Below are 23,117 nucleotides of genomic sequence, written 5' to 3' on the forward strand. Positions count from 1 at the left end.
AAACGGTGATAGGCTTTCCCTACAGCAGCGGTTTCGCCTTCTTGGCAACAAAGTCCTTGAGATAGAACGGGACGTAATACGCCACATCCTCGAACTTCTCCTCCGCCATGCGCTTCTCTGCCAGCGGAAACATATTCTTTGCCAGTGCGTCAATGCCCTTGACGAGGTGGGCATTCGGGTGATGGATGACCTCCATGCACTTCTCGGCACCATTGCCGAAGAAATAGACCGGACCACGGTCAAGATATTCTTTGTAGGTATGCCCGTCAACGACATCCGCCTGAATGCCGCGGACCTCCTTCAGCGCACGGTCATAGACAGCGGAATACACCTCCATCCGGCGTGCATCGATCATCGGAACGAGGAGTGCATCGTCCTCGACAGCCTCATGGTGAAGCAGTACCGGCACAGCCAGCAGCTCCAGTGTAGGGACAGCCAGCAGCTTCACGCCACGCCCGTAGCAGATGCCTTTCGCCATGGACACGCCGACACGCAGTCCGGTGTATGACCCGGGACCGCCGCTGACTGCCACCGCATCCAACGACAACGCATGACTGTCTGTAAAGGCAAGTGCCTCGTCAACGAATGTTCCTAACTTCTCCCGATGCTTGGAATCGAGCGTATCCTGATTCTCGAAGATACAGCTCCCATCCTGACTTACTGCAACGGAGCACACGTTTGTGCTCGTGTCAATATTCAATATACAAGACATAAATGACTCTTATATTCTAAATAACATGCAAATATACTCCTTTTATTCCATATTTTTTGTACATTTGCAGAAATTTAACGCGAAAAGCTCATGATACTATCAATGACAGGCTACGGCAAAGCTACCGTAGCCTACAAGGAAAAGAAAATCAATGTCGAAGTGAAGTCGCTTAACAGCAAGACACTCGACCTGTCAGCACGCATCGCACCCCTCTACAGAGAAAAGGAAATGGAGATACGCCGCCTGCTCGCCCAGAAGCTGGAACGCGGAAAGGTGGATTTCTCCATCTGGATTGAGAAAGAGACGACGGTTGACGCAACGCCCATCAACGCTGCCCTCGTAGAAAACTATTATAATCAGATCAAGACCCTCTCCAAGAACACCGGCATCCCTGAACCGGCCGACTGGTTCACGACACTGCTGCGCCTGCCTGACGTCACGACGAGGACCGAGGTGGAAGTACTTGAAGACGGCGAATGGGAGGCTGCGCTGCAGGCCGTCAACAAGGCGGTGGACAAGCTCATCGAATTCCGCACCCAGGAGGGTGCAGCACTGCAGAAGAAATTTGCCGAGAAGATTGACAATATCGCTGTTCTCTTGAAGAACATCGAACCCCTCGAGCAGAGCCGTGTGCCGAAGATAAGAGAGAAGATCATCGAAGGCCTGAAGCTGATTCCGGAAGTGGAATACGACAAGAACCGTCTGGAACAGGAACTGATTTATTACATCGAGAAACTCGACATCAGCGAGGAAAAGCAGCGGCTCGCCAACCACCTCAAGTATTTCCGGGAGACCATGGGCGAGAGCGGACACGGTGTCGGCAAGAAGCTCGGCTTCATTGCCCAGGAGATGGGGCGCGAAATCAATACGACCGGCTCGAAGAGCAACCAGGCAGAGATGCAGAACATCGTCGTCAAGATGAAGGACGAGCTGGAGCAGATCAAAGAGCAGGTGCTGAATGCCCTGTAAGAAACCCATCACCCCCATCACCCCGCTTACCACCGCCTATTATCGTTTATCACCGCCTACCCCCTTGGAGGAGGCTTCCTCACCCGCAGGAGAGAATACAGAAAATAAAATCCATCATGAGCAAACTTTCATCTGACCACCCGACAACCGGCACATCGCCCGTCACCCAAACACAGGAGGCTGCAGCCCACGACACCCCGTCAGGCGATTCCCTCCTTCAGAGAGGCGGGGGGAGGCTGATCTTCTCCGCCCCTTCCGGCTCGGGCAAGAGCACCATCGTGCAATGGCTGATGCGGGAACATCCGGAACTGCGGCTGGCATTCTCCATCAGCTGTACCACCCGGGCACCGCGCGGTACGGAGCAGAATGGCGTGGAGTACATCTTCCTATCGCCAGAAGCGTTCAAGGAAAAGATTAAGAATGGAGAGTTCCTGGAGTATGAAGAGGTATACGAAAACCGTTTCTATGGCACATTGAAGTCACAGGTGGAGAGCCAGACGGCTGCCGGGCAGAACGTGGTCTTTGATGTCGATGTCAAAGGCGGCTGCAACATCAAGAAGTTCTACGGCGACCGGGCCTTGAGCATCTTCATCCAACCGCCATCGATAGAAGAACTGCGCCGCCGGCTCGTGGGCAGACAGACCGACAGTGCCGAAGCCATCGAGAACCGCCTTGCCAAGGCTTCCTACGAACTTACCTTCGCTGACAGATTCGACCGGATCATTGTCAACGACAATCTCGAAAAGGCAGAACAGGAAGCATACGAGATTGTGAAGGAATTTATAGAAAGATGAACATCGGCATCTTCGGCGGTTCTTTCAACCCCATTCACAACGGACACCTCACACTGGCAAAGTCCTTTCTTGAGAAAGAAAAGTTGGACGAAGTATGGTTCATGGTGTCCCCCCAGAATCCTTTCAAGGCAGACCAGGCACTGCTTGACGATCACCTTCGCCTGAATCTGGTACAAAAAGCCACAGGCAACAATCCGCACTTCAAGGCCTCGGATTACGAGTTCCGTTTACCGAAGCCTTCCTACACATGGAACACCCTCCGGCATCTCAGCAGCGACTTCCCCGCCCACCGCTTCACGCTCCTTGTGGGAGGCGACAACTGGGCTGCCTTCAATCGCTGGTATCATGCCGAAGACATCCTCGCTCATTACCGCCTCGTAGTCTATCCACGCCGTGGCGAGCAGCTCTCAGACAATGCCCTGCCCCCCGGTGTAAGCATCCTCAGTACGCCCTTCATTGATATCAGCAGTACGGAAATCAGACGACGCATCCGGCAGGGAATGTCCGTCCGGGGGCTCGTGCCGCCTGCCATCGAGACGGAAGTAGGCCGTCTTTATTAGCTCTTCCGCAGTCTGTTATCGTCCTTCCTCACATTTAAGCAGATAACATTCCTGCCTCAATCCATTTACTCCGTGACCCGCTGTGACCCCATGAGAAAACCGGACGGAAAAATGTATAGAGAGAGGGGAAAGGTTTGGAAGAGCGGGAAGTATCGTCCAGGAGGAGACAACAAAAAACCATCAACATACTATATATCAATAATTTACAGTCATTTACGGGGGGGGGGGGGACCTTCTATGGAACTGCATGGGGTGTCTTCAGGCATCATCCTGTATTCCGTCGCTGTAATCCCCGTGCGCCGCTTGAAGAACTTGCACAGCGTACTGAGCGAGACGAACTCGAACTCATTGGCAATCATCTTCAGCGACTTGCTCGTATAGCGCAGTTCCAGCTGGATGAGGATAACCAGCGTCTTGTCAATCCACTCCTTCGCCGTAATGCCTGTCTCCTTCTTCACCACCATACCCAGATAATGGGCCGTCATGCAGAGCTGAGAAGCGTAAAACTCGATTTCGTGCTCCGTCTTGGCATAATCGTTGACCAGCCGGACGAAACGCTCGACGGTCTGTCGGTTACGCGACTTGTACTTCCATCTTACCGCAACCTTCGACTTATACAGGGAATGGATGAAATGAAGTGAAGACAGGAAAAATGAACTGACCGTATCCCGGTCCACGCCTTCCATATGGACCAGCCTGTTCAATGTATGCGTAGACTGCTCCCAGACAGCCTGTTCTTCTTCTGACAAGTGCAGAGAAAAACACTGCCCCGGCGAGAGAAAGAGATCAGGAAGCCTTCCGCCGAATACGTCGCGCATATATCCTTCTGTCATGCTGATACCGACAAACGTCGTGTCCTCACCGAAGTCATCATCGGTAAGGACAGCCCCCCAATTGATAAAGAGCAGGTCGCCCGGACCGCAGTGGTAGTTCCTGAAGCCGATGACAGGTTCACACCATCCCGTCTTCACAATTCCCACACGCATCACATCCAGACGGATAGGACTCCTCTCCTTGATAAGCGCCTTGAAAAAAGGATTACAACCGATTGCTACCGTAAATCCTGAACCTACGGAGATATTACCGTTCAGAATATCCCTGTTGTTTCTTGCGCAAGAGGTAATCTCGCCAAAGCTCGCAACCGATGTATGTGTCAAATCATTATTATCGTTCATTTAGCCCATTTATGTTTGTGTAAAGGTAAGAAAATAATCCGACCAGCCGCTTCTTTTAACCTATGTTATATCTTTAACCTCCAAAAAGCAACTTTTTAAGCAATAAAAAGAACAAAACAAGAAACAAATTTCTACTCTGCAACAAACAATTCTTTAGAAGTCTGTATACTTTGAACGAGATACTGATATTGCATGATTGGAATAAAAGTGGTATGATTTACTGCCTGCAGCTCATCAACACACCTGTCCGTAAGACAGGGCGGAATCTACGCAAACCATGTCATTCCACACACTGCCCTGCTCTGGGCTCCTGCTTTCTCTACGAAATCTACAACGACCTGGTTATCAGTATATTATTCCCTCCTCTTCAATTGGGCGTTACTTGCGTTGCAAGTAACGCCCAATTGAAGTCCAAGTAAGGCTTACTTGCAACGTAAGTAACGCCCTTTCAAAATTCTGGTGAGCATGATGCAAGCAACTGCCCCTGGTCAGCGAACTCCCACACCCATAATCTACAAATCAGGCGTTCATTATTATCCCCTATGGAACAGAACCATGCTAATAAGCAAACAGAGCTTCAACCATGCCACCCCATATGTAAAAAAAGAACAGAGGACCTCCTCAAAAGAATAAGGAAAAGACTTAAAAAGAAAATTAAGTTATTATACGACATTAACAGAAGATGAAAAGGAAATCATGGATACTTTTTAGAACACAACTGCAATGAAAAATCTCTCTAACTTTGCACCTGTAAACAGCATATTTAGAGAGTGTTCTAAAAATAAATACAAACAAATTAACCCCAAAGCATACTGATTCAGTCTGAAGGAAACAACAGGCAGACTTCAGACATATTTATATCAAGCAGAGTATTTTTATCAAACACAATAATGAACATGAAAGAAAAAACAATTCAATTAAGGTTATGGACTATCGCCTTCCTGATGCTGTTGCTGCCTAAGCAAGTGGCAGCGTACACTGATGGTGATATCGTCAAACATGACGGTATCGTCTACCAAGTGGTAAAAGCAAGTGAAAGTACCCTGTCGTTTGTCGGAACAGAGAACAAGACGGGAGCCATTACCATCCCCGCAACATGGAGTGACGATAAAGGTACCACCTTCAAGGTTACAAAAGTGGGTGGTAATGAGATCTATAAATGCCAGGGGGTAACCAGCGTGAACCTGCCGGAAGGCATTACGGAAATTGCCTATTCGTCCTTTACAGATGCAGAGCTGGAGACACTGAATATACCTGCCACTGTTAAGACAATATCTGACAACACTTTCTACAGAGTAAAGAAAATGCCGAAAATCACGGTTGCATCAGCCAGTACAACATTTTCGGATGACGGACATGGGGCACTCTATAACTACAACAAAACCCAACTCTATGCCGTTCCGACAGATGCATATATGACTGCCGACTGCACTTATACCATCAACCCTGCCGTAGAAGAGATAAAGCATTCTGCCTTTATCAGTTTTCCTCAGAACACAGGCATAAAGAAAATCATTTTACCGCCTCATCTGAAAAATGCTGCAACAGACTATCCAAGTTTTGCACAGATAAACACTTTAGAGGCTTACGAGATGCCTGCAGGTGCTACAGGAGACTATAAGGTTGATGGAGGTGTGCTGTTCTACAAAGACAAACTGGTGCAATATCCTCGCAACAAACAGGACAAAGATTACAAGGTTCCCAATGGTATAAAAGGAATTTACCTGCGTGCTTTCGATGCTGTAAGACAGATGGAGAGTATCGATATGAACCAAGTGACCAAATTAGATGTCAACTCTCTTTTTGGCTGTCAGAATCTGAAGACAGTGACTCTGCCAAAGGATCTTGAAGTAGACGGAACGGCGGGAGCCATTGCCAGCTGTCCGAAAATCAAGGAATACAAAACAGCACCAGGCTGCGTTAACTTCATTGAAGAAGAAGGTGTCATCTACAGTAAACCAGACAAGTCTAAAGTTTATTTCTTCCCTCCGTCAAAAGAAATAACAGATGGGAAATACACCATCCCATCTTTCGTCAAAGAAATAGAAAAGTTTGCCTTTGCAAGTAATCAGAATATCCAAGAGCTGACAATTCCGAGCAGTGTAACGACAATTAACACGCAAGCCATCAGCTCCTTCAAGGATTTGAAGAAAGTTACATTTATCAATCCTTCGAGCTGTTCGAAGATTGACGGTGGTGCGTTTGGATGGAACTATGCATTAAAGGAGGTAACCCTGCCTTCCGCTCTAAAGGAACTGGATAAGATTTTCACATCATGTTCAAGTATGGAAACCATCAACGTACCTGACAACTCCAAACTGAAGACGATAAAGAACGGTGCACTCCAATTTACCAGGAACTTGAAGCACTTCAACTTCCAAGGCAGTTGCGATCTTGAGACTATCGAGGACGGAGCATTCCAGAACCTGGACAAGTTGGAGGGATTCAACTTCCCCAAGAATGTGACTACCATCGGCAGCAATGCTTTCAACGGCTGTAAGAGCATGGCAACCGCCACTTTTAAGGACGACGCTATCATTACAACCATTAAGGCAGGAGCACTTGCCGACTGCGGTCTGACTTCTATCAGTATTCCAAACAGTGTTAAGACCCTTGAAAAAGAAGCTTTCCGCAACTGTTCAGCCCTGACAACCGTCAATCTGTCAAAGAATGTAGAGAGTGTCAGTCCGGAAACTTTCAAATATTGCGAGCATTTAACCGCAATCAACGTTGACAAGGAGAATACCAAGTACTCAAGTGTTGACGGTTATCTCCTTTCTCACGATAAAGAAGAGTTGATTCTCTTTCCTCATGGAAAGGCGAGTGAACACTTTACACTCCTGCCTCCTTCAATCAAGAAGATTGGAAATTATGCGTTCTATGAATGCGTAGGTCTGAAGAATGTTGTTATTCCTAACAAGGTCGAAGAAATTGGCGAGCGTGCATTCAGTTTATGCAAGAACTTGAATACCATTACATTCCTCTGCGACAAGATGATTGACCCGGCAAAAATCAATCAGGAAGAAAACAAGCGCAGCTTCGACAATGGCTCAGCAGGAACAACGAATATGCCGACCAACATAAACATCTATGTACGTAAAGAACGGCTTACTGATTATCAAAGCAACACATTCTATCAGAACTTTAAGAGTACACATACCTCTTTCATAGAAAACAATCTGGAGTATCTGCCGGTATCAGAAAATTCTGTCGATCTCCTCGATGTAAAAAACACCGATTATACTTTCGTCGTACCCGAAACAGTTGAGCACAACGGCAAGACCTACAATGTCAACATGATTGGTGACTATGCTTTCCAGTCAACTTCTGCTAACGTACACGAGGTGGTTGTGAAGAAGAATGTAGAGTACATCGGTGCCAAGGCTTTCAAGACAAACATTACAGCTGATGCTTCTACCATCGAAAATGTATTCTTCCTTTCTTCCAACCCGACAAAGCAGATGCTGAGTACTACCCGCTTTGAACTGGATGAGACTGGAAAAGATTACAATGAGTTCGCCTCTTCTACGAAAGTCTATGTGAAGAAGTCCCAGCTTTCCAATTACAAGACTGAATGGGATAAAAAGGTCTACAGTACGACTGAACATAAATATGTTGAAAGCACCAAGAACTTCATCAATCAGATTGACTTCAAGATTCCGGGTATCAACATCACGCACAAGTACGGTACATTCGCACGTGAGTTCGACACGGACTTCAGCGAGTACAAGAAGGAAAAGCACATCTGCGACATGGGCGCATTTGTAGCTCCTATCTCAAGCATCACACAGGGTTCCGGCGACTACGGTACGTCTACCTACATGGTACGTATGACAAGTGTAGACGTGAACGGCGGTGTTGCCAACGAATACGGCTATGTACCGGCTTATACCGGTGTACTGCTGAAGGTGCTTGACGGAGAGAAAACTCCCGCTGACTTCTACTACACCATCGGTGAGAAAGACGATCACACATATACCATCAGCCACAACATGATGGAAGGTGTCACAGTCAATCCGCACACCGTCACGACAGGCACGGATCCTATCTACGTCATGTCCGCCCGTGAAGGTATCTTCAAGAAAGCCAAGGCGACAATCAACATACCGGTTCACAAGGCATACGCCAAGATCCAGGGCGTACCGGCCGGTGCCAAGGTGATGTTCTCTTTCGACGACTCCTCAACGACAGGTATCGACACGATTGATGCAGCCTCATCAGACAACGGTACCGACAGAGCTTACTACAACCTGCAGGGGCAGCGTGTAGAACATCCGCAGCACGGAGTCTATATCCACAACGGAAAGAAAGTTATCATTAAATGAGAAAGGAACAGTCATGAAAAAGAAGAGATATATCATACCTTCAACCGAGAGCCACCGCTTCTCAATGGAGAACCTGATGATTACCGCCAGTCCGGGCATTTCAAACGACGAGTTTGACCCGGTTCACGATGAGGTAGGAGCAAAAGAAAACCCCTCTTTCAATTCTACGGAATATCCTCATTATTCACCTTGGGAAGATTAAGGAAACCGACAAATACGACAATGGATGCAAGAGACCGGTTCTTTACGCAGATGCGACATCAACGTAAGATGAGACAACTGAAAAAGGCATTTCTGTCAAGTCTCATACTGATTGCCCTGGCAATCCTGGCACTTTGCATCTATCTATACGGACTCGCATCCTGAGTTCTCATTCTTTACACAACAGTGTAAATTCTCTCTCTCAATAAAAAGAGGGTGTGCCAAATACAGGCACACCCTCTTTTCTATCCTCTGTTTTATCCTACATCCTGAAAAGCCAGGGCAGAATATTCCCAACGAACAAACAATAAGTTGGTTTTCAGCGGATTACATCTTCTTGGGGGGGGGGGGACTCCTGCCGAATTATGTGAGGTGTCTTCAGGCATCATCCTGTACTCCGTCGCCGTAATCCCCGTACGCCGCTTGAAGAACTTGCACAGCGAACTGAGCGAAACGAAATTGAACTCGTTGGCGATCATCTTCAGCGACTTGTTCGTATAGCGCAGCTCCAGCTGGATGAGGATGGCCAGCGTCTTGTCGATCCACTCCTTCGCCGTGATCCCCGTCTCTTTCTTCACCACCATGCCCAGGTAATGTGCCGTCATGAAAAGCTGCGAGGCATAGAAGTCTATCTCATGCTCCGTCTTGGCATAGTCGTTGACAAGCCGCACGAACCGCTCGACAGTCTGCTTGTTGCGCGACCAGCTGCCCCGCTTCGTCATCAGCTTCGCACTGTGCAGCGAAGCGACATAGTTCAGCGAAGACACGAAGAGCGAACCGGCGACTTCCTCCTCTACCGACGGAAGGTGGACGAGGTTAAAGAGCGCATGGGTGTACTGCCGCCACACCTCCTGCTCCTCCGCACTCAGATGGAGCACAAAGCACTGGCCTGGCGAGACGAACAGTTCGGGCAGACGGCCGCCGAAGATCGTCTTCATATATTCCTCCGTCAGTGCGATGCCCTCGAAGGTGGTGTCAACCCCGAAGGTGTCGGAACTGATTGTCACGCCCCAGTTGAGGAACAGCATATCGCCAGGGCCGCAGCGGTACTTCCTGAAGCCTATGACCGGCTCGCACCATCCGCTTTTGACGATCACCACACGGACAACGCTGATCCGGACAGGTCCTCGCTCCTCGATGATCGGCTTGAAGAAAGGATTGCAGCCGCACACAATCAGAAATTTCGATCCAATATAGATGTTCCCTTCTACGTCAGACTTATCGTTCTTTACATAAGATACAATCTCATCAAAATCGGAGATTGCAGGAGCAGTTGATTTTATTTCGTCGTTCATTCAGTTGTAAATTACGTTGTAAAGATACGGATTAAATTCCAAACAACAAACTTTTATCCGGAGAAAAGCCATCTGATGCCGTCTGACGAAATCTCCGATGCGACAGTCCGTCATCGACCCGCCATCGACCCATCCTGCCTAAGACGTCCCCGGAACGGCATCCGCCAGGAAAAAAGGCAGGCACTTAAACGAATAAGAGCCTGCCCCGAAACGAAACCGGTTGTACAATAAGGTGAAGACTGCCGTCGACACCCTACTGGAGAAAACCGTACATATAGGCACAGAGTGCCATGATTATCAGAGAGCACAATACCAACAGGGCGAGGCCTACCTTCGCCAGCAGCCGCTTTCTGCGGGCACGGCGCATTTCACGGTAGAAACCTTCCCGTGCATCCAGATTGCCTGATGAATGAGAATGTCTCGGCATCAGTCCTCCCATCCCGTGAAACCCGGGAACGGCTTAGCTGCGATCTCGTCATCATCATCGAGGTCTCCGCCTTGCCCGGGACCCAGTGCCGACGCACCGGGACTGGTCTGCAATATTTCCGTGTGATCACCCATCAGGCCTTCTGTCTTCAAGTTACAGCAGAGGGTTTCAGGTGTCATATAAGCCTTCTTTTTCATTGTGTGGTCTTTTTTTAGGTTCATTATTCTTTCGTACGGCAGGGAGACTTCTCCTGCGGAGTGATGCCGCTGCATTGCCATTGCCGGCATGTGATGCAGGAAGCACCACCCCCTCGGAGCGTATGGAAGTCGCCCTGTCCTTGGAGAAACAGCAGTTTACTTCAAGACAACCTTCTTGCCATTGTGGATGAACACACCATGCTGTGGATGCTCAACACGCTGGCCCTGCAGGTTATAGTAAACATTGTCGTCTTCCGCCGTGGTATTCGCAATATGCTCGATACCGGTCGTCTCGGCATCTATCGAACTGCCATCGTCAAAGACGAACATGACCTTGGCAGGGCTTGACGTACTTACCTGAAGTCTGGCAACTGCCTTGTGAACAGGAAGATTGTGCACAACATTTAGCTTCAGAGGCTTGAAGAGGCCGCTTTTGGTCATTGCAAAGACAGTAGCGTCAGAAGAGGCCAACTGCATCTTTTTATTCTTGACCGTCACACCTTCCATGACGTTGTTTGCAACGGTGTAAGTCGTATTGTCCTCCTCACCGATGGCATAGTAGAAGTCAGCCGGAGTCTGGAGTCCGCTTCGGCTCTCCAGCAGCACACCGGTTTCAGCAGGTACATAGTCATAAGCAGGCACGTTCGTATTATAATTGATACTCTTCATCATGCACTTGATGACCTCATTCCCAGCAACAGTGCCTTTCTTCAAGTCGCCCGTCTGTGCAACGAAAGCACCGATGCGACCATTGTCACCATTCTCACGGGCATAGATACCGAGATCGGCATCGAACTCACGGGCAAACGTACCGTACTGGTGTGCTATCTTCACCTCATCCTTGATCTTATAGTCGATCACACCGGCATAGTCCGTCCATCCGGTAGCCGTCTTGTAAGCGTTCTCACCACTCTTCTTTACATAGATGTGCTTCAGCTGTCCGTCGAACTCGTGCTGGGCAGGAGTCAGATCCGTCAGTTCCCACTTCGTGGCACTCATATCCTTTGTAGGAACGGGGGCAGTGAAGTAGATACGCTCAACGGTCGATGTGCCGTCAGCTTTCTTGAAGGCATCGACACCCATATAGTCAAGGGTGTTCTTGAATACGACCTCCTTGATGTTGGTCGTATTCTGCTTCAACGCATAGTCGCCCCAGAGACGTACCTCATAATCTTTGTTGTCATCAGGATTTGTCACCTTAGGCTGGACAACATAAGTAAATACATCCGCCTTGGTGTCGACAATCATCACAGCCTTCTGCGACAGCGGGAAGTACTCTGTTTCGCCGTTACCTGTTCCATTGCTTTCCTTCCAGAAAGAGACACCGATGTTTTTGAACTTGTTCCATACATTGTTTGCAGCATAAGCAGCCTTTGCATCCTTGCGGACGTTGATCTGGATCTTCGTCTTGTCCACGTTCAAAGGATTGAAGGCTGTCCCATCAATATTAGCTTCATCAACAGGAGTCATGCCCAGGAATGCAATCGTGTTCAGATTCTTAACCAGGTCGAAGGCCCACTTATCAATCTTCTTCACATTTGCAGGAAGGGTGACGTTCTCCAGTTTCTGGATATCATAGAACGCCTGCTGGCCGATTTCCTCGATAGTCGGAGGCAGCATGGTGTAGTAAGTACCAGCCTTTGCCGGCGGGAAGGACACCAGCTTCTTCTTGTCCTTGCTCAGCAGGAAGCCGTCGACGCTGGAGTACGTAGTGTTCGACTTGTCGACCGTGTACTTCTCCAGACTCTCACACTGCTGGAAGCCTGTAGGGTCAATTTTGTTCACATCTTTCGGAATGACAATCTCTTTCAAGCTCTTGCACTTGTTGAAAGCATCCTTCTCGATTTCCTTTACAGATACAGGAAGCTCAATCTTCTCCAGTGCACTCGCGCTTTGGAAAGCACCTTCTGTAATCTTCGTGATCTGTGCCGGTGCGGCGAAGGTAACTTCTTTCATGGAACTTGTGCCCTCGAAAGCGGCACTCTCGATAGACTTCACCGAAGCAGGAATATTAAACTTCTTCAGCTTCGTTGCACCCATGAAAGCTTGCTGACCGATGGTCTCCAGAGCCGTGGTTCCTTCAAACGTGAAGGACTCCAGGTTCGTATTGGAATAGAATGCGCCCGCTTCTATCTTCTTCAGTTTTGAGCCGGCAGCCACAGTTACTGTTTTCAGCTTGCTGTTCTGTCGGAAAGCTGCAGAACCCAGCGTCTCGAGAGAGGCCGGGAGTCTCAGGCTCTCCAGACCAGTATTAAAGAACGCCCACGTACCGATGCGCTTCAGCTTGGAAGGCTCGTCAAATGTAATTTCTTTCAAGGCAACTGTTGCCTGGAAGGCGTCATTGTCGATTTCCTCCAGATCCTTGTTGAAGTGAATCTTCTCAACCTTCTGCGCATAGTAGAATGCACGCTTGCGGATTTTCTTGGTCGTAGGTAGCGTTGTGTATTCGCCACTCTTTCCGGCCGGGAAGAGCACCAGTTCCGTCTTGTCATGATTGTAAATCACGCCCTCGGAATCAGCCGAATAGTCTGGGTTTGCAGAATCGACAGTGAACTTGAAAAGCGTAGGAGTACCCGAGATGGCACCATCCTGGATGGTCTTTACAGAAGCAGAAATCTCGATGTTTCTCAGATTACGGGGCGAATAGAACGCACCTTCTTCCAACGTCTTGACGTTGTTCAGCTTTATGGCCGTGACGTTACGCACCTGTGCGAAAGCACCCTTGGCAATCGTTTCCACGCCGTCAGGAATCTTGTAGTAATTGCCTTTCAACATGGCATGCGTCGGGTCTATTGAGGCAGGTGCATCGTAAGTAGGGTCAATAGTGCCCCACTTATCGTGAGGGTAGGTAACCAGCGTCTTTCCATCCTTGGTCAGGACAACACCGTCAACATCCTTATAAGCGGTATTCCCGGCATCAACCTTGATTTCCTTCAGCTTATCGGCACTCGTAAAGCTGTTCGCCTCCTTCGAGGTAGCAAGATCCTTGACAGAAGCAGGGATGTCTATACGGGTAAGATTGGCTGCAAGCTGGAAAGCATTGACAGCGACACCATACACATCATTGGGGACGCTGAAACTCGTCCCGACCTTCGCCACAGGATAAGACTTCAGGTACTTGCCGTCGGTGCGGTTCTCATAAAGGACACCATCGGTAGCACTATATTTTGTATTGCCCGACTCGACCTTGATTTCCGTCAGCTTCGACATCTGGGCAAAAGCACCGTCGCTGATGTCATCTGTTCCCTTCGGAATCGTGATACTGGTGATATTGGTCTTTGCAAAGACATTGGCGCCGATGCGCTTGATGGTGTTCGGGAGCACGACAGAAGTGGCACCGGGTATCGTGCAGGCGTTCCCGATACCTGAAACCGTGAAGTTATACTGATTGTCCAGATCGTAAACCTCGCCTGGAATTGTCACCGCACCGGTCTTCGTAGAGGAAGCCACTTCCACCTCATAACGGTCAGGCAGTCCGTCATGCGCCTTGTCCATGAAGGTGACCCGGTAGGTAATGCCATCCCTCGTGAACGTGTTTCCTTTTACGAGCGCACTCACATTGGTCACATAGAGCAATGAAAGCAGCGTCAGCAGGAAAAATCTAATTTTTCTCATAAGTTTAACAACTCTATCTAATTTAACATATTGAATTTATTGATTTTCTCTTTTCCCGTTTTTCTCCCGCCCAGACGGTGGCCGCTGTGCGGGGGCTATAAAGGCAGCACCTTTCCCAAATGTCCGCCGGATGCCGGCAGGACGCTTTATCATATAAGGTGCAACGGCATACATAGAAACTATCCGTCTCTAATCTCTGCCAACCATGTGCTGAATCTTGTCACAATCTGTCGTGATTTTAGGGTCATCCGCCGGCTCAGCAACCACTGTACTGATGTCCGCCGGAAATCTTCGTTTTAGTGTTGCAAAGATAAGCATAATTTGGTGAAAAAACATTTCAATCTGTAATTGATTTAATTCCTTTTTCCATCCTATTATTTCTTATATATAAATTCTATTTCTATTTTTGTCACAAAGTGCCTGTTTCCTGCCTTTTTCCACATACAGACAGCCGCAAAATCACGCCAGGACACAAGGTTTTCTCCGGGCAACAATCTGAAGGGTTCGCGCCCTGAAATCTGTCAGTTTTCCGTTCATTCTCCACTTTTCAGCACGATCTTTCGCTTTCCCAGGATCCTGCCCGCCCGCTTCTTCAATACCTTTTCCGTCTCCTCAGACCGTGAAATGACCGGAAGTCCTGCAGAATCCGGACGGCTCTGCACAATCTTCCGGACACCGGCCGGCCGGCAAAGGAGCACCGGAGGCAGCCGTGATGAGACCCGACACCGACTGTGTCAATGCCCCGCCCCCTCTGTGTCGGTGCCCCGAACGCATACGGCGGCACGGCCCGGAAGCCGCTTCGCTACCCTCCCCCGCTGCAGAAGAAAGGCCATGCCCGGATTCCCCGATCCGGCCATGGCCTTCACAAGCCAGGCATTGCACGCATGGAGCGGTGGAGAGCATACCCTCCCGCACACGCAAGGCGGGAGAGCTGTCAGCCATGCGTCCTGCACACCGCCTCTCCCCGGCCGTCTGCCTGTCAGTCTTCCCACACCCCCGCAGGGCTCCACGGATCGCCGTCCCCGGACGGTGTATCCCCGAAGAAGTGATGCTCCTTGGCGCCGATGTCGTCTTCGTCGATCTCCTCATCGGAGATGCCGGGACTGGCTGTGAGCATCAGGTTTTCAAGGACAGGCCTGTAACACCCGGCCTGCGGCCGGATGTATTCTTTCAAAATGATTTCTTTTCTGTTCATATCGCGTAGCATTGATTTCATGGGTTTATCTGACAACATACTTCTTTCCTCCGCGGATATACACGCCGCGCTGCGGCTTCTCCACCCGCTGCCCGTTGAGGTTGTAGCAGGCGCGGCCGCCGTCCTCTCGCGTCTCCGGACTGCCGACGGAGAGGATGCCCGTGGCGGAGCCCTCGTCCTCGAAGGCGAACATCACCTTTGCAGCAGCCGGTATGCCCGGCAGCTCGGCGTAGGCGCGGTGGACAGGCACGGTGGCCGAGGGCTTCAACTTCATGAAGACGCCCTTGGATGCCGAGACGGCATAGAAAGTGCCCGAAGCGGGGACTTTGCGTGCCTTGGCCGTCACGCCCCGCATTATGCTGCCGGCGACGGTGTACTCCTTGTCGTCCTTCTCGCCGATGGTGTAGAAGAAGTCGGACGGCATTGATTCGCTGCCGAGCACCTTCAGGAGGACTCCCTCCTCGGCCGGCACATAGCAGGGGTCACCCACGACGCCGCCGTTGACGTCGACGCTCGACATGAAGACGACATGGGTAGCCGTTCCGTAGTCGGGCTTGCCGGGGCTGACGGATGCCTCCCCGTAGCGGGTCGCCACGAAGGCCGCCACCTTGTCCTGCGTGCCTTTCTCGCGGGCGTACTCGCCGAAGTCGGTGTCAAACTCGCGGGCGAAGGAGCCGTACTTGTGCGTGATGTTCACGTCGCGTATCTGATAGTCGACGCGGGCCGCATAGCCGTCCCATCCCACAGCTGTCTTGTAGGCATCGACCTTGCTCTTCTTCACGTAGATCTTCTGGATGTTGCCGGTGAACTCCCGGTAGCCCGCTCCCAGGTACCACTTCACGGCGCTCATGTCCTTGGGAGGATTGCCGGTGAAGAAGACGCGCTCGACGGTCGATGTGCCGTCCTGCCGCTGGAAGGCCTCGATGCCGAGATAGTCGAGCTGCCCTTTGAAGACGACCTCCTTGATGTCGGTGTTGCTCTTCGCCATGGCCCGGTCGTTCCACAGGCGCACCTCGTAAGTGCGCGCCGGGTACTGGGGATGCTTCACCTTCTTCGGGACGACATAGGTGAAGACGTCGCTCTGCACGTCGACGACCATCACCGCGCTCTTGGACAGGGGGAACAGCTCCGTCGCTCCATCCCCGTCGTCAACCTTGAACGAGCGGATCACGTCGTGGAAGGCATTCCAGAAAGGATTGTTCTTATAAGCCTCGAAAGCATCGACGCGCACACTGATTTCGATGTCGCCCTTGTTGACGTTGTCCTCGTTGAAGGCCTTGTCGCCGATCTTCGAAGCCGGAACCGGCGTATGGCTCAGGAACGCAATCGTATTCAGCCGGCTGCAGTTGTCGAAGGCGTAGTTCCCGATTTCGGTCACGCCCTCGGGGATGGTGATGTTCTCCAGGTTCTGCACATAATAGAAGGCATAGTCGCCGATCTTCTCGATGACGGGCGGAAGAAGGGTGTAGTAAGTGCCCGCCTTGGCAGGAGGGAAGGTGGCGAGGGTCTTCTTGTCCTTGCTCAGCAGGAATCCGTCGACGCTGGAATAGGAGAGATTGGAGGGGTCGACCGTGAAGGTCGCCAGCTTCCCGCAGAACTGGAAAGCCCTCGGGTCGATGCTCGTCGTCGTGGCCGGGATCTTGATTTCGACCAGACTCTGGCAGCTGTTGAAAGCCGACTCCTCAATGGATTCCACGGAGGCGGGAAGCGTGATGGACGGAAGGGAGAGGGCATTCTGGAAAGCCCCCTTTCCGATCTTCCGGATGACGGCATCGGCCGGGAACGTCACGGACACCAGGGCCTTGCAGCCGTTGAAGGCACCCGTCTCGATTTCCTCCACTTTGGAAGGGAATCTGAACCCGGTCAGTCTGGGGTCGTTCATGAACGTACGGTTTCCCACCGTCTTCAAGGCACACGCCCCCTCGAAGACAAACGACTCCAGGCTGCCGCAGTTCTCGAAGGACGAAGTACCGGTCTTCTGCAGGCGGGAATGCGCTTCCACGGACACGGTCTTCAGCCGGGGACAGTTGGCGAAGGCCGACCACCCGACCGTCTCAACGGAGGCGGGAAGCCTCAGTGTCTCCAATGCAGAGCCATAGAAGGAGAAGTCGCCGATGCCCTTGACGGTAGCCGGAGCGGCGAACTCGATTCTCTTCAGCCCCGTGGCCGCCTGGAAGGCATCTTGCCCGATGGTCTCCAGCCCGCTGTTGAAGATCACCTTCTCCACCACCGGTGCGGCCTTGAAGGCCTCCTTGAGGATGCGCTTCGTCGTCGGCAGCGTTGCGTAAGTACCCGTCATTCCTGCGGGGAAGGCGGCGAGTTCCGTCCCGTCGGCAGAATAGATCACGCCCTTGTCGTCCGTCTTGTAGACGGTGTTCGACGGGTCGACGACAAACCCCTTCACCCGGTAAGCACCGGAGAATGCACCGTCGTCGATCTTCGTCACCGTCGACGGGATGGTCACCGTGAGCAGCTGGATGCAGTCCTTGAAGGACTCCTTGCCGATTTTCACCAGCGGCGGGGTCATGACGATGCCCTTGAGGCCTTCCGCATGGCCGAACGCCCCGTCGAGGATCTGCTTCACCGTGGCCGGCACGGTGTAAGGATCGCCCTTCTTCGCATTCGGGTAGACCACGAGCTGCTCCCCGTCCTTCGAGAGGATGACACCTCCGACACCGCTGAACTTCGGGTTGGCAGGGTCCACTTCGATGGCGCTCAGCTTCAACGCACTCGTGAAGCCGTTGTATTCCTTGGCTGCGGGAAGCTCCGTCAGCGACTTCGGCAGCCGGATGGTCTCCAGGTTCCGGTTCTGCTGCAGTGCGTTCGGACGGATGCCGACGATGCCCTCCGGGATGCTGAATGCGGCACCCGCCCTGGCGACCGGATAGGCTACCAGATAGCCGCCGCCGTCCCGGCTGTAAAGCACGCCGTCCCGGGCATAATACCTGGGATTGGCCGCATCGACCGTGATGCGCTGGAGTCCGAGCGTGAAAGCGAACACGCCGTCCTTGATGTCGGTCGCGGAAGCGGGGATGTTGACCGTGGTCAGCAGGCTGCCCTGCAGGCACTGGGCGTTCAGGGTCTCGACGGTGTTCGGGATGGTCACAGAAGTGGCATTCTTCACCTTGCTGTTGTCGGCCAGTGCCGTCACGGTCCATGTATGCTCGTTCGCCGAGTCTTTGACGGTCTCGGGAATCTTCACTTCCGCCAGGTCGGAACCGACGAAAGCCACATGGTAAGCAGCCGGATGACCGTTGCCGGCGTCGCGTTTCAACGTCACGACATAAGTGATGCCGTCCCTGTTGATCAGGTCTCCCGTCACTACGGCGCCGGCATCCGTCAGCTGCAACAAGGCAGGCAAGAGGAAAAACAGAATTTTGATAGTTCTCATATACGTTAGTTTTTACAGATTTGGAGTTTACGGATTGGGGGTTAATTTGGGTTTTAATTTGGTTATTACGGGTTTTTATCTGATTGAATGGATGGTTTGCCGCAACGGCTCTCCCGTATGCTGCGCACAGACAGAGCCTTGCTTTTTCACTGACGGAATGGATGATTTGTCACAATGATTCTCTCTCGTAAGTTATGCACAGACACGACGCTGTTTTCAACTGACGGAATGGATGATTTGTCACAATGATTCTCTCTCGTAAGTTATGCACAGACACGACGCTGTTTTCAACTGATGGAATGATGATTTGTCACAATGATTCTCTCTCGTAAGTTATGCACAGAGCCATACCGGACAGGTGGCTGTCTGCAAGAGACAGGGCTATGGACAGGATTCCGGCTGTTCCGTAAGCCATGTCATACCCGTCTGTCATCTGTCGGACGACAACGGTCGCCGCCTTTCAATGGGACTTACATACAGCATACCGGCGGCAAAGGATTCCTGTATGTCAAGTGGTCAGGACAAACGTCCCTTTTCGATTTCAAAACAGACTTTTACTTCTTCGATAAGAATGGTTTAGTCTACACAGGTCTGCATTCAGGAATGTCCTTCGTCACGACGGCGACACTCCGCTTAGCAGTTAACTTCGTTCCCTCTCCTGACAGGAAAGAGACTGTTGGTTTCTTGTACAAATTTCGGGAAAAAACAGATACATAGCAAGGGTACATATTGAAAATATGTTTCTGTTTCTCATTCACAAGTAGTCTTTTCTCCCTTCTGGTTTCCAAAATATAAAAAATAAAAGATTTACAGTGACAGAATTGTCCTGTTCGGGAACCAGTCTGTCCGGAAAACGCACTTTCCCGGCATCGGTTCTGTCGGAAGAAGGAAGGCTTGTTTCCAAGCATTTTCCCCAGCAAAGCTGACCGGATCCCGCCGGATGACAATGTACGCTCCAACCCGCCGGACAGAGCCGCCACCCGGCGCACACCTGTTAAAAGAAATGAAAAAAGGGATCGGAAACGCATTTTTCCGACAAATAAAGTGACCTGACAGAGCGCATTGGCTTTTTTTATTTACCTTTGTAAAGAGATGGGAAGAACCTGTCCCATGCAGGCAGAAAGCCCGGAAAACCCTGTCCCCACACGGACAGAGGGCTGAACAGAACCTGTCCCATGCAGGCTGAGGGTCGGAAACAAACGGTCTCATACACCTTATTCTATATAAGAGGGGGCACAGGCCGGCACATCTCATACCTAAAGGCCCATCACAGAAAACACTCACAGAACGCCTCCGGCATCCTCCCGGAGAGGAAAGGAGGGGTTCATAAAGCTATCAGAACATGAAAATAAAAATGTTATTTTTGACGGCCTCCTTCGTAGCCTCCTCAGCGATGGCACAGGGGTTGAAGTCGGGTATCGACCGGAAGAACATGGACCTCACCGTCCAGCCCGGCGAGAATTTCTACGAGTATGCGGCAGGCAACTGGATGAAGAGCCATCCGCTCGACAAGGAGCATCCCATGAACGGAGCCTTCGTCGACCTGGAGGAACTGAACAAGAAACGCATCCGCGAGATGGTGGAGGACTATGCCGGGAAGCCGCAGACCCGGGGCACCGTCGCCCAGAAGATCGGATCCATCTACAAGCTCTACATGGACAGCACACGCCGCAACCGCGAGGGGTACACGCCCATCAAACCGGTACTGGCGAAGGTACGTGCCGTGAAGAACCGCAAGGAGCTGCTCAAGCTGATGTACGACCTCGACGTGAAAGGCTACGGGACCTTCCCCGTGGGCTTCGGCATGACGGTGGACGCGAAGAACTCCAGCCGCTACATCATCGGCATCGGACAGAGCGGCATCGGACTGGATCCGGAGTATTACACGCATCCCAACGAACAGCAGAAAGCCGTCGTCGCCGCCTACAAGAGCCTGAACAACGACCTGCTGAAGATGGTCGGCAATGCGCCGGCCGTTGCCGAGAAGAAGATGGAGGCGGCCTTTGCCCTGGAGGACCGGATAGCCAAGGTCAGCTACGACCAGGTGAAGTCGCGTGACCCGCAGGCCAACTACCACCCGATGACGTGGGAGCAGCTGCTGAAGGATTATCCCGGCATCGACTGGAACTATCTGCTCAAGGCGACAGGCTTCCCGGACAACGGCGGAAAGGTGGATGTCGGCCAGCCGGAACCGGTACATGAGGTGGAGAAGATCCTCGCTACCGCTCCGCTGGAATCGCTGAAGGCCTATATGGAGCTGGCTGTCGTGTCGAGTGCGGCTGGAATGCTGTCCGACAACTTCACCGACCGCAAGTTTGAATACACGAAGGTGGCTTACGGCGTCCAGCAGCAGCAGCCGCGCTGGAAGCGTGCCCTGTCGTTCGTACAGGGCATCATGGGCGAAGCCGTCGGCAAGCTCTACGTGCAGAAGTACTTCCCGGAGAGCAGCAAGCAGCGCATGATAGCACTGGTCAGGAATCTCCAGACAGCTTTCGCACAGCGCATCGAGGAGAATACCTGGATGACTGCTGACACCAAGCAGAAGGCATTGGAAAAACTGCAGGCATTCGATGTCAAGATCGGTTATCCGGACAAGTGGCAGAATATGGACAGTGTCTTCGTTATCGATGATGCAAAGTCGCTGTTCGACAATGTGAAGGGAGTACAAGAGGCTGCCATGAAATACCGCATTGCCAAACGCTGGGGAAAGCCCGTCGACAAGAAAGAATGGCACATGACACCGCAGACCGTCAATGCCTACTACGACCCGACGACCAACAGCATCAACTTCCCGGCAGCCATCCTGCAGCCGCCGTTCTTCGATCCGGAGGTGGACGATGCCGCCAACTACGGGGCTATCGGTGCTGTCATCGGGCATGAGATGAGCCACGGCTTCGACGACCAGGGCTGTCAGTTCGACAAGGAAGGCAACATGAAGAACTGGTGGACGGACGAGGACAAGAAAAACTATGATGCCCGTACGAAGGTGCTTGTCGACTGGTTCAGCCAGCAGGAGGTCATCCCCGGTCTGAAAGTGAACGGAGAGAAGACCCTCGGCGAGAACATCGGTGACAACGGCGGCCTGAACATCGCTTACCGTGCGCTGGAGAACAGCATGGAGCAGAACCCGCTGGCCGACAAGGACGGCTTTACTCCGGCACAGCGGTTCTTCCTCGCCTGGGGACGTGTGTGGGCAAGCAACGTCGCACCGCAGTTCGTCGCCTACATCGTCAACTCTGATGTACATTCGCCGAACGTCAGCCGTGTGAACGCGGCCCTGCCGATGATCGACAGCTGGTACAAGGCCTTCAACGTCAAGGAGGGCGACAAGCTCTTCGTTCCGCAGGAGAAGCGTGCGCATATCTGGTAATTGAGACTGACGGCACATCCATAGCAATAAGAAAGAGGATGTGTCAAAATAGAAACCGGTGGTCTTACAACTTCAACCGGCAAGCTGAAATCTTCTAAAAACAAGGAAAAGCCCATTTCTCTACTCACAAAGGAGTACTGAAATGGGCTTTCCTTATTGTATTGTGTTAAACTGCAAGACTTTCAAGAAAAGTTTTCGTGTTTTGATACACCTTCTCTTTCTTTGGTTCGTTCAATTATGTCCAGCTTCTTTCTTTGGAAAAGAAGTACTGGGCAGTGGCTGCTTCCTGTTGTCAGAAAGTTCCTTCATCATTCTTCCCAGTTCCGAATAAGTATAGTCGCGGCCCTCTGCCCTCCTCTCCTGTACGGACTGTTCAGCACGTCCGATGGCATCGGTCAGGCTGCCGCCGTTTCTTTCAAAGTAAGAATGAAGTCCTCCGCTCCTGACAAAGAACCTGTCTGTCTTGCGGTACTCACAGTGTCTGCCCAGATCTTTCAGAAGCTGTTCCTGGGCTGTGTACTCCCGGGAGGTGTAACAGAAATAATAGAGGAAAAACAGTTCCGTACAGCGGTGGGTCTCATAGAACCTGACCTTACAGTGGATACCTTTCTTGGGCTTGTCTATGGTTTTCCCGTATTTCCGCTTCAACTTTGCATAAAGCGACCGTTCGGGTTCACAGTGTTTGTTGTCCATGTCTATCACACAACAGACCTCATCGTAGCCCATCTCCACTCCTTCCCTTATTTTCCGTTCCAGCTCTTTCAGGTTCGTATGTTTGGGATAGTCCGGCTGTATTGTCAAACCCTTAAACACGTCATTCAGCGACTTGAAATAGTAGAACTCCGTCGGCCCTTCCCCCACTACCAGCACCGTCTTATGCAAGATTCCCAT

At 51.4% G+C, this 23,117-nt stretch carries 15 protein-coding genes; 6 read left to right on the forward strand and 9 right to left on the reverse strand.

Features of this window, described 5'->3' with window-relative positions; genetic code table 11:
• Positions 1-19: 19 nt before the first annotated feature.
• Positions 20-712 (reverse strand): tRNA (adenosine(37)-N6)-threonylcarbamoyltransferase complex dimerization subunit type 1 TsaB, encoded by a 693-nt coding sequence (gene tsaB / locus J4864_RS04145; protein WP_211813746.1) that lies wholly within the window; start codon positions 710-712, stop codon positions 20-22.
• A gap of 90 nt (positions 713-802) precedes the next feature.
• Here tsaB and J4864_RS04150 point away from each other — a divergent pair, with 90 nt between their 5' ends.
• The 3 genes from J4864_RS04150 to nadD all read left to right on the forward strand — a co-directional run bounded on the left by J4864_RS04150 (position 803) and on the right by nadD (position 3,035).
• Complete coding sequence (locus J4864_RS04150; protein ID WP_211813747.1) at positions 803-1,681, forward strand: YicC/YloC family endoribonuclease; 879 nt, start codon at positions 803-805, stop codon at positions 1,679-1,681.
• A 116-nt stretch (positions 1,682-1,797) separates the two neighbouring features.
• The gene (gene gmk / locus J4864_RS04155) at positions 1,798-2,475 is read left to right on the forward strand and encodes a guanylate kinase (protein WP_211813748.1); all 678 of its coding nucleotides are present in this window, start codon (positions 1,798-1,800) and stop codon (positions 2,473-2,475) included.
• The gene (nadD, locus tag J4864_RS04160) at positions 2,472-3,035 is read left to right on the forward strand and encodes a nicotinate (nicotinamide) nucleotide adenylyltransferase (RefSeq protein WP_211813749.1); all 564 of its coding nucleotides are present in this window, start codon (positions 2,472-2,474) and stop codon (positions 3,033-3,035) included. The genes gmk and nadD overlap by 4 nt, the downstream gene beginning before the upstream one ends.
• Before the next feature lie 209 nt (positions 3,036-3,244).
• On the opposite strand, the gene J4864_RS04165 is transcribed toward nadD, so the two are convergent.
• The gene (locus tag J4864_RS04165; protein WP_211813750.1) at positions 3,245-4,210 is read right to left on the reverse strand and encodes a helix-turn-helix domain-containing protein; all 966 of its coding nucleotides are present in this window, start codon (positions 4,208-4,210) and stop codon (positions 3,245-3,247) included.
• A gap of 890 nt (positions 4,211-5,100) precedes the next feature.
• Between J4864_RS04165 and J4864_RS04170 the strand changes: the two genes are divergently transcribed.
• Complete coding sequence (locus J4864_RS04170) at positions 5,101-8,535, forward strand: leucine-rich repeat domain-containing protein (RefSeq protein WP_211813751.1); 3,435 nt, start codon at positions 5,101-5,103, stop codon at positions 8,533-8,535.
• A gap of 13 nt (positions 8,536-8,548) precedes the next feature.
• Complete coding sequence (locus J4864_RS04175; RefSeq protein ID WP_211813753.1) at positions 8,549-8,737, forward strand: hypothetical protein; 189 nt, start codon at positions 8,549-8,551, stop codon at positions 8,735-8,737.
• A 256-nt stretch (positions 8,738-8,993) separates the two neighbouring features.
• On the opposite strand, the gene J4864_RS04180 is transcribed toward J4864_RS04175, so the two are convergent.
• The 6 genes from J4864_RS04180 to J4864_RS04205 all read right to left on the reverse strand — a co-directional run bounded on the left by J4864_RS04180 (position 8,994) and on the right by J4864_RS04205 (position 18,856).
• The gene (locus J4864_RS04180) at positions 8,994-10,031 is read right to left on the reverse strand and encodes a helix-turn-helix domain-containing protein (RefSeq protein WP_211813756.1); all 1,038 of its coding nucleotides are present in this window, start codon (positions 10,029-10,031) and stop codon (positions 8,994-8,996) included.
• Between the two features lie 253 nt (positions 10,032-10,284).
• Positions 10,285-10,458: a hypothetical protein gene (locus J4864_RS04185; protein WP_211813757.1), complete on the reverse strand. Its 174-nt coding sequence runs from the start codon at positions 10,456-10,458 to the stop codon at positions 10,285-10,287.
• Complete coding sequence (locus tag J4864_RS04190) at positions 10,458-10,655, reverse strand: hypothetical protein (RefSeq protein ID WP_211813758.1); 198 nt, start codon at positions 10,653-10,655, stop codon at positions 10,458-10,460. Before J4864_RS04190 ends, J4864_RS04185 begins: the two co-directional genes overlap by 1 nt.
• Before the next feature lie 156 nt (positions 10,656-10,811).
• Positions 10,812-14,270 carry a leucine-rich repeat domain-containing protein gene (locus J4864_RS04195; protein WP_211813760.1) on the reverse strand — a complete coding sequence of 1,153 codons (3,459 nt, stop codon included), beginning with the start codon at positions 14,268-14,270 and terminating at the stop codon, positions 10,812-10,814.
• A 979-nt stretch (positions 14,271-15,249) separates the two neighbouring features.
• Entirely contained in the window at positions 15,250-15,465 is a 216-nt protein-coding gene (locus J4864_RS04200; protein WP_246479361.1) for a hypothetical protein, read from the reverse strand.
• A gap of 25 nt (positions 15,466-15,490) precedes the next feature.
• Positions 15,491-18,856 carry a leucine-rich repeat domain-containing protein gene (locus tag J4864_RS04205; protein ID WP_211813762.1) on the reverse strand — a complete coding sequence of 1,122 codons (3,366 nt, stop codon included), beginning with the start codon at positions 18,854-18,856 and terminating at the stop codon, positions 15,491-15,493.
• A gap of 1,342 nt (positions 18,857-20,198) precedes the next feature.
• Here J4864_RS04205 and J4864_RS04210 point away from each other — a divergent pair.
• Positions 20,199-22,226: a M13 family metallopeptidase gene (locus J4864_RS04210; RefSeq protein ID WP_211813764.1), complete on the forward strand. Its 2,028-nt coding sequence runs from the start codon at positions 20,199-20,201 to the stop codon at positions 22,224-22,226.
• A 231-nt stretch (positions 22,227-22,457) separates the two neighbouring features.
• On the opposite strand, the gene J4864_RS04215 is transcribed toward J4864_RS04210, so the two are convergent.
• Positions 22,458-23,117, reverse strand: a complete 660-nt coding sequence (locus J4864_RS04215; RefSeq protein ID WP_007368957.1) for an RloB family protein — start codon at positions 23,115-23,117, stop codon at positions 22,458-22,460.

Origin of the sequence: Prevotella multiformis (genome assembly GCF_018127985.1) — a bacterium.
GTDB classification, from domain to species: domain Bacteria; phylum Bacteroidota; class Bacteroidia; order Bacteroidales; family Bacteroidaceae; genus Prevotella; species Prevotella multiformis.